The sequence below is a fragment of the Thermogemmatispora tikiterensis genome (assembly GCF_003268475.1).
Classification (GTDB): domain Bacteria; phylum Chloroflexota; class Ktedonobacteria; order Ktedonobacterales; family Ktedonobacteraceae; genus Thermogemmatispora; species Thermogemmatispora tikiterensis.
The window spans coordinates 5,777,012-5,790,383 of record NZ_MCIF01000002.1 but is presented as its reverse complement, the minus strand read 5'-3'; the positions used below and the strand labels follow the sequence as shown (position 1 = coordinate 5,790,383).

Below are 13,372 nucleotides of genomic sequence, written 5' to 3'. Positions count from 1 at the left end.
GCAAGCCATCCTGGCCGTCGCCGACGTTTCACTATACACCCATCCAGACCACAGGCACCAGGCCAATCGTGGCCATTTATTAGCGGATTCTGCAGCGTTTCCCATAGCGCCAGCAGAGAATCCTAGAGAAAAAGCCCTCCCCTTCCAGCCAGGCTTTGCACCCACCCACAGCCGCCCAGACAACAAGACAAGAGACGAGAGCAGGCCGAGAGCTGCCGTAGCCACAGCTCTCGCCTGCCCTCATCCCTCTTCTTGCCGGGCAGACACCTCAGACTAGCCCTTGACCGAGCCAGCCAGAATGCCACGGATAAAGTAGCGCTGCAGCGCGAAGAAGATCACCAGCGGCAGCGCCATCGACAGGAAGGCCGCCGCCGTCAGCACCTGGTCGTTCTCGCCATAGGAGCCAACCAGGCTGGCTATGGTCAGGGTCATCGGCGCATTCTGCGGATTGCCTCCCAGGAAAATCAAGGCCACCAACAGATCGTTCCAGACCCACAGGAATTGAAAGATCACCAGCGAGGCCAGCGCCGGCAGCGAGAGCGGTAAGACAATGGTCCAGAAGAGGCGGAAATTCGAGGCTCCGTCGACATAGGCCGCCTCCAACAGATCCCGCGGCAAAGCGGCGAAGAAATTGCGCAGCAAGAAAATGGCAAAAGGCAGCCCAAAGGCCGTATGAGCCAGCCAGACCGCTGCATATTGCCCCGTCAGCCCAATGTTGGTAAAGATCTGCAACAGCGGTACCAGAGCAATCTGCAGAGGAATGATCTGCAAACTGATGATCAAGAAAAAGATAGTATTGCGTGCCGGAAAACGCATCCAGGCGAAAGCGAAGGCGGCAAAGGAGCCAATCAGCGCCGGCAGGATGGTACTCGGCACCGCGATAATCACGCTATTGATAAAGGCGCGGCCCAGGCCCTGGGCCGTGATCACCTGGACATAGTTCTGCAGCGTGAACTGCCACGGCGGCAGAAGCGCCGTCCACCAGCCCGTCGTCGAAATCAAGCTGGGAGGGCGGAACGAGCTAATTAGCAAGCCCAGCGTCGGCAGCGACCAAACGACAGCGATCAGCAGGGCGATCACCGTAATGACCTGCTCGCTCAGGCGGCGCAGCCAGGCCCGGCGCCTGGACCGCGGGCGGCGACGGGCTGTCGCCAGAGCTGGGATCAGCGGCTGCTGTACCTGCTCTCCGATCATGCCTGGCCCCCTTCCTCCAGCTGGATACGGCGAATATTGAGGTACATCACTGGCAGAATCGCCAGCGTCAGCAAAACCGCCAGGGCACTGGCCAACCCATAGTCGCCAAAGGTAAAGAGCTGGCGATAGAACTCGACCGCCACTACATCGGTATTGTAGTTACCACCTGTCATCACATAGACGATATCGAAGGTCTTCAAAATGTTGATGATCATGGTGGTGGTCACTACGCCGATGGTCGGGCTAATCATTGGCACGATCACCCGCCAGAAGAGGACCCAGCGATTGGCCCCATCGATGCGCGCCGCCTCCACAATCTCATCGGGAATTCCCTTGAGCGCCGCCGAGAAGACCACCACACAGAAGCCGGTCCACATCCATACATAGACAGCGATCAAGGCAAAGGTATTGACACTGGTGTTGACCAGCCAGGGTTGCGGAGGCAGCTTGAAGAAGACGAGAATGGCATTCAGCAGCCCAACCTGCGTCTGATCAGGAGGGCGATAGAGGTAGACCAGGCGCCAGATGATACTGGCGCTCACCATCGAGATCGCCATCGGGATAAAGAGCGCTGACTTGACCAGACCTTCGACTTTGAGGCGATCCACCAGAACAGCAATGACCAGGCCCAGCCCAACCGTCAACAGGGTGCCGAAGACCAACCAGAGCAGGTTGTTCTTGAGCACACTCAACATATCGGGATCGGTAAAGATGGCCTGATAGTTTTTGAAACCAACGAAGCGGGTCGAATCGGCGTTCTCGAAGCTGAGCTGAACGGTGTTGATGAAGGGGTAGATGAAAAAAAGTAAGCAACAACAAGACTGCTGGAGCAATCCAGGCCCACGCCTCCAGCGGCAGTTGCAGCCGGCGCCGGCGCGGGCGCATCGTCAGTGGAACAGCTTTCTCAATGGAGAGATCCATAGCAGTCGCTCACTCCCTTCGTCCCATGCTGCTAACAAAACCAGACGACAAGACAACCAACCCGGCGCAGTCACCCAACCCAGGCGGAGCGTGGACCCGGCTTTCCCGCGCAATCAGCCCCCCTTCCCCCCTGCAGAGAAGGAGACGCCCGAGCGGGTCGGAGCGAGTCACCGCGAGCAAAGCCGCCAAACAAGACGAACAAGGCAGTCAGATAGCCAGCAAAGGCGAGAGGGACCGATCCCCTGCAGTGGCGATGCAGAGAGCGATCCCTCTCCTTTTCGGCTGCTTCGACTTCAGCGCTGCACGCTTTCCTTCAAGCGACCTCTGCCTGCCATAGCTGAAGCTCGGGGCCAGTCGGTCAGCCGCAATCGGCATCCCCCAGTCAGGAGGGGTAGAGGCGCGTTGCAGCATCCTCTAGCGAGCGGAGGATGCTATCGAGCTGCGAGGGATTCTGAATATAGGCCAGCAGCCCTTTCCAATACTCCTGCTCCATCGTCGAGGGCAGCAGGTCATCCTGGCCCACACTGAAGTACTTCGCATTGAGCAGCAGCTCAGCGGTGCGACGAGAAACCGGATCAGGGTAGACGCTGAGTGGCACCTGATTGTTCACTGAGACAGCACCACCCTGCTTCGGCCAGATGCTCTGGCCCTCGGGCGAGGCCAGAAACTCCATATACTGGCGCGTCCCCTCGTTGTCGCGGAAAGCGGACAAGATATTGACAATGCCAGTCACCGCGTTCGCATACTGCGGATTAATCGTCGGGAACGGGAAAAAGTCGAAGTCAACGCCCGGCTGGATGCCGGGGAACTGCGTCTTGAGGAAGCTCGCTGTGAAGTCGCCAAGGAAGTACATATAGGCCTTTGGCGGATTCTCAAAGGGCAGATAGGCGGCATCCTGGAAATTGGTGGCCAGAATCGACTGCGGCGCCCCGCTGATATAGTGCTTACCATTGACGATCTCGCCAAAGAGCTGGAACGCCTGCTTGACGCTCGGATGAGTCCAGGGGATCTTATGATTGACCCACTGCTGCGACAGATCGGGGCCGTTGAGGCTCAGATAGATCTGGTCCACCCAGTCCGCCGCCGGCCAGCCAGTGGAGGAGCCGCCTTCAACGCCCAGCGACCAGGGATACTTGCCGCTGCTGGCGATCTTGTTCGAGAGGGCGATCATTTCGTCCCAGGTCTTGGGCGGCGTGTAGCCATTGGCCTTGAACTGCTTGGGACTGTACCAGACCGTGCTCTTGGTGTTGACACGCGGGATGACCGCGTAGAGGTGCCCGTTGTACGAGGCCGTATCGATCCAGATGCGCGCGTATTGCTGCTCTATCTGGCTCATATTGAAAAATCTGTCAAGCTGGAGCAGCTTGCCCTGAGCGGCGTACTGCTGGAACTCGGGCACGCTCGACATACCGGCCACATCGGGGGGATTGTTGCCACGCACACGCGTGCTGAGCACGGCCCGCAGATCGCTGGTCGGCTCAACATTGACCTTGATGCCCGTCTTCTGGGTGAAAGCTGTGTTGATGGCATTGAAGGCCGCCAGCTCTGCGCCACTGAGCTGGGTGAGCACATCGATCGAGCTGACCTTGGGCACATTGCCACTGCTCGTGTTCAACGTACCCGTGTTCGTGCCGCCGCAGGCCGCCAGAAGCGCCGTCGCCGCGCTCAGGCTCAGCCCCGCCGCTGTCGCCCGCTGCAGAAACTGGCGCCGATTGATGTTGCTGGTGGTCAGGTACTCCTCGACGAGCTGATCTAACTCCTTTCGTGCACGCCGATCATAGATGTTCATCACTCACCGACCTCCTCGTGCTGCAGGAGTATAGCGCAACCACAGAGAAGCTCCGCCGCTACCCTGTCGGCGTTGGCAGCGTGATAAGCCTCTGCACCCGCTCGCTAGCTGGCCTCGCACCGGTCTGGCCATCTCTCTCCAGAGCCAGAGCGGACCGGCACGCCGCAGTTTCTCCTCGCTCGCCGGTCGGCTCGCAAAGGGCATGCTCTCCAATGAGTAGCGGACAAGAAGAGATCAACTGACTCGACCACCCCGGACCGCAGCCGTAAAGCTCCCCCCACTGCTGCCCTACTGCCGTGCGAGGTCAGCTCTCTTGCTGCGACTGGCCAGAAGTGAAGGACCAGCAGGGGAGGCACAGCCTGCAGATAGGGTTCCGTCCAAAGGCGCTGTCTTACCTGGCCTGGCAATCAGACAGACAAGACAATGGCGACCAGCTGCGAAGGGCGCTCGCTTCTCCTTGGCCACATCTCGTGAAACAGGGCGCGTGCTCTCTCTTCCCCGCCCACTGATGGCTTTAAAGCCAGGATATACCCCGCTTCTCCCCTTGTTCCCCTCTCTTCACGAGAATGAGGATACCATAGCCAGATCCAGTTGTCCAGAGGATTTACCCTTCACATCTACAGAGCCAGTTTCAGTCAGCTTATACTTTTTTAGGACAATGCACCTTCTTCAAGAGATCAGCATATCCGTCGATCGTTCCCTATCTGCCTGCCGTCCAGGTTAGCCGCTGGATCAGCAAGCCTCTAAAGCCCGATCTCAGGCACGCTCGGCCCCCACCATCAGACCAACCAGCTCGTTGGTCGTGGTCTCGGCCACACGGCGCTCGCCCACCTTCTGGCCACGGCGCATGACTACCACACGATCGGCCACCGCGAAAACATCCTGCATGTTGTGACTAATCAAGATGACCGGCACGCCGCGGGCCCGCAGCGTGCGCACCAGCTCCAGCACCTTCTGCTGCTCCGCTACCCCCAGGGCCGCAGTCGGCTCATCCATGATCATCAGGCGCGCATTCCAGTAGATAGCCCGCGCAATGGCCACCGACTGCCGCTGGCCGCCCGAGAGCTGGCGAATGGGCTGGCGCAGATCGGGGATATGAATGTCGAGCTGTTCCAGCACGTGCTGCGTTTCTTGTAGCATATAGCGATCATCCAGCTCCTTCAGGAAACCCCAGCGGCGCCGCACTGGCTCGCGCCCCAGGAAGATATTAGCTGGGGCATCGAGATTCTCACAGAGAGCCAGATCCTGATAGATGGTCTCGATCCCGCGTCGACGCGCCTCCATCGGCGAGGCAAAACTCACCTCTTGCCCCTCAAAGAGCAACTGGCCGCCATCTGGACGATAGACGCCGGAAATGACCTTGATCAGCGTCGACTTCCCTGCGCCATTGTCGCCGAGCAGGCCCACGACCTCGCCGGGCCAGACCACCAGGCTGACATGATCGACAGCGACCAGGCCCCCAAAGCGCTTGACCAGATCGCGCACCTCCAGCACGGGCCGCGCGTCGGCAGCGCTCCCCAGTCCAGCCTGCTCGATTTCAGCCTTGGGCAGCTGCGCTTTCTCTTCAAGCATGGCACTCACTCCTCACACTCTGAAGCAACACCGAGAGAGCCAGGCGGAACGGCATCGCCTGGGCAGACAGAGACAAGACGCCCCAGGCCGCGCCGTACTAGCGATTGAGAACGCGCGCCTTGGCCTGATCCATGAGAACCGCCAGGATGATGACGGCCCCGATCGCCACGAATTGCCAGTAGGGATCGATGCCAATGATCACCAGCCCGTTCTGAATGACATAGATGATCAGGGTGCCGATCAGCGTCCCCACCATCGTGCCCTCGCCTCCAAAGAGCGAGGCGCCACCGATAACGACCGCCGCGATCGAATCGAGCAGGAGAGGATCGCCGGCGTTGGCATCACCGTTAGTGAAGCGCAGCACGTAGAGCACGCCAGCCACCGAGGCCAGGAAAGCCGAGAGCATATAGAGCTTGAGCGTCTGCCGGGCCACCGGGATACCAGCGCGGCGCGCGGCCTCCGGCGCGCCCCCCAGAGCATAGGTATGACGGCCAAAGCGCGTGCGGCTCAGCAGCCAGTAACAGAGAAGAAAGGCCACGATGGCCACGATCAAAGGAAAAGGCAGGATGGAGATGAGATCGCGCGGCCTGGCCCCCGGCGGCAGCAGCGGCGCATGGAGCCAGGAGAAGCCCACCGCCGGGTGATAGTAGAGCAGATAGCCATTGCCGATGTCGCCCACCCCGGGGGTCTGCACACTCACCGGCTGCCCGCCGCCTGAGAAGATAAAGCCCAGGCCGCGCGCGATGCCATACATGCCGAGAGTGGCGATAAAGGGCGGCACGCGCAGGCGCCCAATCAGGATGCCGTTGACCAGCCCGGGCAGGGTGCCAACGCCGAGGGCGATCAGGATGCTCAGTGGCAGCGCCAGCCCCAGACCCAGCGGCAACCGGCCTACAAGCGCATTGAGCACTACCGCCTCAATGACTGCCGCAAAGCCCATCGTAAAGCCGGTCGAGAGATCGATCCCCGCCGCGATGATGACAAAGGTCTGTCCCAGCGACATCAGCAGCGCCAGCGCCATATCGTTGGCGATGGACTGCAGATTGAGGAAGCTAAAGAAGCCAGGACCAGTCAGCGAGAAAAAGAGGAGGAGCAGCAGCAGAAACAGCCAGGACCAGAAGCGGCTGACAATCTCTAACGGACGGCTCTTGACCCTGGCCGCAGGCAGAGCCAGCTGCTGGACCATCTTCGCCATCGGGTTCCCCTCCTTTCGGTACTGTGCGGCTGAGCAAGCAGATAGGACAGCTGGATCGCAATCTCTCTCCCGGGAAGCCAGCCCGCGCGAGCTACCTGCGCCCGCCCGGCCCACGGGGAGAGGGTCGAGGAAGGCGCCGGCGCGAGCGCGCAGGCCGGCCCGTCAGGTCAGCCCACCCGTCTCGCCGGCACCATTGCGCCCCTGCCTTTCCCGGCCTGTCTAGCTACTCTTGTAGATAGCCGCCTGGGCCTCGGGCGTATCGACGTTATCGCGAGTAATGATCACGTAGCCGGTGGGGACTCGTTTCTGAATGGCGCCCATGTTGCCCTTGAGCGCATCAACGGCATACTGGACGCCGATGCTGCCCATGTCGGCGGGCTTCTGGGCGATGACGATGTCGACGACGTTGTTCTTCAGGTCGACGATGGCCTGCTCGGGGGCATCGAAATTGGCGATCTTGACCTGGCCCTGCTTGTGGGCATTTTTGACCGCCTGGGCCGCGCCTTCCGAGCCATAAATATTGGTGCCGAAGATACCGGCCAAATCGGGGACGCGCTGCAGCATGGCCGTCGTCTGTTCGGCGGCCTTGGCGGCGCTGTCGCCATTGAAATCGACGCCAACCAGGGTGACAGCCCCATGCGTCGCCTCAATGGCCTCCTTGCAGCCTTGCTCGCGCTGGTCGGTGGTGCTTGTGCCAGGAACCGTATTCTGGATGTAGACTTTGCCATGACCGCCGATGGCCTTGATGAGGGCCTCGCCGGCGATCTTGCCACCCTGAACGTTATCGGAGCCAATGTACGAGAGCGGGAAAGTCACCGGCCCATGCACATAATCGCCATCGCCAATATAGGTGTCGACGGTGATGACTTTGATGCCCGCGTTGCTGGCCTGCTGCAGCGGGGCAATCATGGCCTGCTTATCACAAGGGGCAATGATGATGGCATCAACTTTGCGGGCCATATAGGCGCTGACGATGGGAGTCTGGAGGGTAGCGCTCCACTGCGAGGGGCCATCAACGAGCAGGGTCACGCCCAGCTCTTTGGCTTTGGCCTCAGCCCCTTTCTGCATGGTGATGTAGAAAGGGTCACCTTTGACGCCTACAATGAGGGCCAGCGTATAGTTGCTGCTGCCAGCACCTCCGCTGGTCGCGGCGCTGCCGCCACAGGCCGCCAGCATCAGCCCGCCAGCCGTGGCCAGGCTAGCGCTCAAGAAAGCTCGCCGGCTCAGACGATACTGCTCTGCCGTGAAGTCGCGCATCCGCATAGCGTTTCGCTCCTTTGCTGGCCTGACTGTCAGCATGCTTCCGTTGCCTTATCCCCTCAAAGACTGCGAGGGGAGATGACAGCCCAACGAACGAGCACGATTTGCAGAGTTTCCAGCCCGGCCCGGCCTGCCCCGGCCCGCTCCCTCAGCGGAGGGCACCGCGAGACTCATCCCCGGCTTGCGTCTGACGGCTGGGCCGGATAGGACGGAAGCGCCTCCTCTCCCCCCGCCCTTCCTCCCAGCCCCGGCAGCGCGACAGCCGGCGAGGCAAAGAAGGCCGAGGCAGGCAGAGAGAAAGCGGCATCCAGCACAGTAAGAACGGCGCCGAGGGCAATGGCATTGCCCTCCAGAGCGCTCGGTAGAATCTGCGTGCCTTTCCAGGCGGCAGGCAGACTGACCGTCGCGGCCACCCGACGCAGCGGCGTCAGCAACAGCTCGCCGGCACGCGCCACCCCGCCATCCAGCACAATGACTGCGGGATTGAGCAGGTTCACGAGACCAGCCAGGGCCAAACCGAGACGCTCACCCGCCCGCTCAATGGCGGCGATGCTGGCTGCGTCCCCCTGGCGGGCCGCCTCGATCACATCGGCAATATCGACGGCTCCAGTTGCCGCGCGGGCTGCCAGCGCTGGCTCGGGCAGAGCCATCTCCTGACCTTCCAGCGCCAGCTTGCGCCGCAGCGACTCCCCACGACAGGCATCGGCGACGATGGCGCGCGCCCCCGCCAATGTCTCCAGGCAGCCGCGATTGCCGCAGACGCAGGGTGGGCCGTTCTCATCGATACTCAGGTGGCCCAGCTCTCCAGCGCTGCCAGTATGGCCACGATAGATGCGCCCATCGATGATCAGACCACCCCCAACGCCCGTGCCAACCTTGATGTAGGCCATCTGGCCAACGCTGCGCCCGGCCCCACAGCGGCTCTCGCCGAGCGCCCCCATGTTCGCATCATTATCGATATACAGGGGACAGGGAAACTCAGCCTGCAGCCGCTGCCAGAGATCGAGATTATCCCAGCCGGGCATATGGGGCGGCGAGCTGAGGCGACGCAGGTCCGGCGAGAGCGGCCCCGGAATGCCCAGTCCTATACCAAGCAGCGACTGCCAGCCAACCCCCTGCTCCGCGAGAAAACGCCGCACCTCGGCCACCAGGAGCGCCAGACATTCCTCCGGCCCACGCTCGGTATCGAAAGGCAGCGAGCGCTGAGCCAGCACCTCGGGGGCCAGGTTGGTCAGGATCATCTTCACATGAGTACGGCCTACGTCAAGACCAAGAATGCGGCCCGCGTCCGTATTAAAATGCACCAGAATGGCACGCCGGCCTCCACGCGGCGTCGCGTCGAGCAGATGCCCCTCGCGCACCAGCCCCTCCCGCAGCAGAGCATCGACAATGCTGCTCACGGTCGTGCGCGACAGCCCAAGACGCTGCGCCAACATGACGCGCGCCAGCGGCCCATGCTCACGAATATAGTTGAGCACCAGCAGGCGATTGAATTGACGAATGCGATGCAGATCAGCTCCGCGCAGCGCCGGCGCACCAGCTCCCTCTTCCAGGCGACCCTCCCGGGCGCGCATGTCTGCCAACAGTGAATGAATAGCTCGCTCCACAGATACGTCCTTCTTGTCGGCGCCTTCCTTGCCCTTGCTCCCCTCCCCTACCCACCCGCGGCCACTAGTGACAGCCACAGGCAAGCAGGGAATCCTCCACGCTATGATGGTGAGGATTGTAGCACCCGCCATCTTAGTTTGTCAAGCGTCGCAACTAAGCCCGACCGGAGTCCAGAAGAAGCGGGGAGATCCTGGCGCCTGCGGGCCAGGGTCTCCCCGCAAGGTGAGCCGACAGAGAGAAGCGGCCTAGCTCAGCGCATAGGCAAAGAGATGCAAGTGGCCCTGGCTGACCGTCGCAGGCAGCGTAATGCTGGCCACGGTCTTACCAGCCTCCAGAGCAATGGGGGCGCTGGCGAAGAGGTAGGTCTCAACTTCCTGCGGCGTTCCCGAGCCGCTATTGCGATAGGGCATCTGGGCGGCCACCACATTGCCATAGGCGGGCGAGCTGACGCCGGCATTGAGTGTCCAATCGCTGAAGCCAAGCTGGGCTGTCTGCGTGCTCCCATCGGTATAGGTGATGGTCAGCGTGCCGACCGATGGACCATTGGTAGCGCTGCCCAGGAAGGTCAGCTGTGTGGCACCGGGTTTGGGCACGACCTGGATAGTCTGGCCAGAGCACTGGACATTATCCTGCGTTTCAACCGGGACGTTGGGCCAGGTGTAACTGACGCCGTCGACGGTGACTGTGGCGCCAGGCTTGTAGCCCAGGCTGGCCAGGAGCTGAGCCGAGTAGCTGAAGTGCGAGCCATCGAAGTCGGCGATGGTTGGCGTATTATCGTTCGAGATGCCAATGTTATTGACAAGTGGCAGCAGGCTGCCCGCAGGAGCGACCAGCACCGGCAAGGTGACGGTGGGTAGCGTCGAGCCGTCGGCGGTCTGCACGCTGAAAGTGATGGTGGCATAGCCCTCTGGCTGCCCGGAGGCCGCACTGACGGTGAGCGTCTGGCTGGCAGAGCCATAGGTCGGCACGCTGAAACTGCCGCTGGTTGGCGAGACGCTCAGACCGGCTGAGGGATGGGCGCTCCAGCTGATGCTCTGCGTCTTCCCGAGCAGGTCACGAGCGACCAGGCTGACCTGTGTGCTGGCCCCAGGGGCCAGGCTGGCCCGTGCAGGTGAGAAGCTGATGCGGGCCTCCATCTGACCGGTAGCATAGGAAGGCGGAGCATCAGCAGGATCGCTGCCCCAGGCGGCATTGGGCGCTGTATCCAGCACAAAGTCGAGGGTGCCCCCCTGGGCGATGAAGGAGGGCGGCAGCCAGGGCCGTGTCGTAGTCTGGCCGTTGACGCGCAGGCTCTGCACGTAGGGCGCGCTCTCGGCGGCCTGGGGCGCGTTGATCTGGATGACCTGGCCGCTGGGGCGCGTCACTTTGATGCTCGGGAAGAGGGGACTGGCCAGCACCAGATCGGCGGTGCCGGGTACGATGGGGAAGAAGCCCAGAGCCGCAAAGACGTACCAGGAGGACATTTCTCCGAGATCGTCATTGCCGGCCAGGCCGCCCGGACCGGGCGCGTAGAGCGTGTTGACCGCCTGGCGTACCACCTGCTGGGTCTTGTAGGGAGCGCCGGCGTAGTCATACTCCCAGGGCGTTTCAAGCGTCGGCTCATTGCCGAGAAAGGCGTAGGGCTGGTCCGGCCCGGCGTTGAGCTGGGTGAAGAAGGTGTCCAGACGCGGTAGCACTTTAGCATTGCCGCCGAGGGCGTCGAAGAGACCACGCAGGTTGAAGGGCACCATCCAGTTATATTGCGCTCCGTTGCCCTCGACCCAGCCGGCCTGACTGGCCGGATCGTAGGCTGTGGGGAAGGTGCCATCGGCGTTGCGCGGCTCCAGGTAGCCGTCGGCAGGATTGAGCAGATTCTCCCAGTCCTGAGCCCGAGCCATGAACTTCTGCGCATCGGCCTGATCGCCCAGGGCCTGAGCGAAGGCCCCAATGGCGAAATCGGCGCTGTCGTATTCGAGCTGCGTCGCCGCCGAGCCATAGAAGTTGCAGCAGCCATAGCCGCCGTCCTGGGGCAAGTAGCCCAGCTCCTCCAGGTAGCGCAGGCCAGGACGAATATTGTTCGGCTGCGTGGCCTCCTGCATCATAGCCTCCAGGGCGGCCCGCGTGTCGAAGTCGTGGGCCCCGAAGGCGTAGGCGCCAGCGATGATCGGATCGGCAGGATCACCAACCATCACATAGGTCTCGCCATTGGCCAGGCTCCACTTGGGCAACTGGCCGCTTTGCTGATAAGCCAGCACCATCGACTGAATGATGTCGCTGGTCTCCTGGGGAGCCAGCAAGGCCAGCAGCTGGATCTCCGAACGGTAGATGTCCCAGCCTGAGTAGTTCGCATAGAAAGCATGACCGCGTGGTAGTGTGTGAACCTGGCCGTCGAAGCCGATGTATTGCCCGTTGATATCCGAAAAGACGTTGGGCTGCAGCAGGACATGGTAGAGCGCGGTGTAGAAGGTGGTGAGCTGGGTAGAGGTACCGCCGCTGACCTGAACCTCGCCCAGCCAGCGATTCCAGGTTGCCTGAGCCTGCTGGCATACCTGGTCGAAGTTGCCATCGGGGTCCTCGCTGTCGACGTTGAGGCGAGCATTGTCACTGCTGACGAAGGAGAGGCCGACACGCACAGTGACCACGTTATCGCGTGCCGTGTCAAAGGTGACAAAGGCGCCAGAGCCGGGGCCGGAGACGGTGACGTCCGGGTGCTGATGGGCCGCCTGGACAAGGGCGGGCGTGGGTCGGGCACCGCGCGCCAGCTGGGCCTGGGCCAATTGGACTTTGCTAACCAGGGAAGCCACTTGACTGCCACCGCGCACGCTGCGGCTACCCGTGCTGACGGCGTTGTTATGCCAGGTTCCAATGCTGGCAAAGGGCTGGCTGAAGCTGGCCCAGAAGTAGAGGCGGTAGACGTCGCTGGCGCCGCAGAAGTGACCGCTGCTGACCCAGCCTGAGATGGTGCGGCTCACTGGATCGATGGTAGCCTCGGCGTCTAAGGCCCCGTTGGCCGAGCCGGAGACGTTGACCAGCATGGTCGCTGTCTGCCCGCGCGGATAGGTGAAGCGGCCAATACCGCTGCGCTGGGTAACGCTCAGCTCCACTTTGACACCGCTGTCAAGGGTGACGGCATAGTAGCCAGCGCTGGCTTGCTCGTTGCTGTGGGAGAAGGTAGCGATGTAGCGCATGGGGTCAGCTGCTGGCGAGTCGCTGACCGCGCCAAGGTAGGGCATGAACGGAATATCGCCATAGGCGCTACAGCCAGCGCCGCTGAGATGAGTCAGGCTGAAGCCGCGCAAGCGGTTGTCGTTGTACCAATAGCCGCCCGGGACGTAGCTGACGGTGTCGGGACTCCACTGCACCATGCCGAAGGGGAGATCAGCCCCGGGAAAGGTATCGCCGCCGCCGAAAGGCGCCCCTTGCTGGATACCAGTCCCGGTGAAGGGATCAACCAGGCTTGCCAGGTCTGTCGCCCGCGCCGGGGCCGCCAGCCGCTGCGCTGCCAGCACTGGCCTCTCTAAGCCGGTCAATGGGATGATGAGTAGTATGGTCAAGATGATGATAGGAAAGAGCCAGAATCTTGCGCTCGTGACGTACCTCATCGTGGCATTCTCCTCATCTCTTTTATCGCGCGGCAGCCATGTCATTCTGCGACAGACCGCCGACCAGGAGACAAGGCTTCGGCTGACTGGCTGCGCCGCGCTGCCCTTGTGAGCAAACACGATTACAGCGCTATGGCCCAACAGCACAGAGTGGGCATCGTGAGCCACACGCTGCCACAACAACGGAGCAGCAATTGCAACGCTTCAAACCTGGTCAACGGTGGTGAAAGGCTATCTCCGGGCCACGCTCCC

The 13,372-nt window shown here is 61.9% G+C and carries 8 protein-coding genes; all 8 read right to left on the bottom strand.

Features of this window, described 5'->3' with window-relative positions:
• Positions 1–273 precede the first annotated feature (273 nt).
• Entirely contained in the window at positions 274–1,194 is a 921-nt protein-coding gene (locus A4R35_RS23080; protein ID WP_112433685.1) for a carbohydrate ABC transporter permease, read from the bottom strand.
• Positions 1,191–2,027: a carbohydrate ABC transporter permease gene (locus A4R35_RS23075; RefSeq protein ID WP_112433683.1), complete on the bottom strand. Its 837-nt coding sequence runs from the start codon at positions 2,025–2,027 to the stop codon at positions 1,191–1,193. Before A4R35_RS23075 ends, A4R35_RS23080 begins: the two co-directional genes overlap by 4 nt.
• 470 nt (positions 2,028–2,497) lie before the next feature.
• On the bottom strand, positions 2,498–3,904 hold the full coding sequence (locus A4R35_RS23070; RefSeq protein WP_112433681.1) for an ABC transporter substrate-binding protein: 1,407 nt from the start codon (positions 3,902–3,904) through the stop codon (positions 2,498–2,500).
• A 756-nt stretch (positions 3,905–4,660) separates the two neighbouring features.
• Positions 4,661–5,476 carry an ATP-binding cassette domain-containing protein gene (locus A4R35_RS23065; RefSeq protein WP_112433679.1) on the bottom strand — a complete coding sequence of 272 codons (816 nt, stop codon included), beginning with the start codon at positions 5,474–5,476 and terminating at the stop codon, positions 4,661–4,663.
• A 97-nt stretch (positions 5,477–5,573) separates the two neighbouring features.
• Positions 5,574–6,671, bottom strand: coding sequence for an ABC transporter permease (locus A4R35_RS23060; RefSeq protein ID WP_223258459.1), 1,098 nt, complete (start codon positions 6,669–6,671; stop codon positions 5,574–5,576).
• Positions 6,672–6,890: 219 nt separating this feature from the next.
• Positions 6,891–7,934 carry an ABC transporter substrate-binding protein gene (locus tag A4R35_RS23055; RefSeq protein ID WP_189362232.1) on the bottom strand — a complete coding sequence of 348 codons (1,044 nt, stop codon included), beginning with the start codon at positions 7,932–7,934 and terminating at the stop codon, positions 6,891–6,893.
• Positions 7,935–8,101: 167 nt separating this feature from the next.
• On the bottom strand, positions 8,102–9,538 hold the full coding sequence (locus A4R35_RS23050) for an ROK family transcriptional regulator (protein WP_189362230.1): 1,437 nt from the start codon (positions 9,536–9,538) through the stop codon (positions 8,102–8,104).
• 246 nt (positions 9,539–9,784) lie between these two features.
• The gene (locus A4R35_RS23045; protein ID WP_112433673.1) at positions 9,785–13,120 is read right to left on the bottom strand and encodes a lectin; all 3,336 of its coding nucleotides are present in this window, start codon (positions 13,118–13,120) and stop codon (positions 9,785–9,787) included.
• Positions 13,121–13,372 lie beyond the last annotated feature (252 nt).

Coding starts and splice junctions, on each gene's coding strand:
- A4R35_RS23070 (WP_112433681.1), bottom strand. CDS start 3,904: ATGAACATCTATGATCGGCGTGCACGAAAGGAGTTAGATCAGCTCGTC.
- A4R35_RS23080 (WP_112433685.1), bottom strand. CDS start 1,194: ATGATCGGAGAGCAGGTACAGCAGCCGCTGATCCCAGCTCTGGCGACA.
- A4R35_RS23065 (WP_112433679.1), bottom strand. CDS start 5,476: ATGCTTGAAGAGAAAGCGCAGCTGCCCAAGGCTGAAATCGAGCAGGCT.
- A4R35_RS23060 (WP_223258459.1), bottom strand. CDS start 6,671: ATGGCGAAGATGGTCCAGCAGCTGGCTCTGCCTGCGGCCAGGGTCAAG.
- A4R35_RS23045 (WP_112433673.1), bottom strand. CDS start 13,120: ATGAGGTACGTCACGAGCGCAAGATTCTGGCTCTTTCCTATCATCATC.
- A4R35_RS23055 (WP_189362232.1), bottom strand. CDS start 7,934: ATGCGGATGCGCGACTTCACGGCAGAGCAGTATCGTCTGAGCCGGCGA.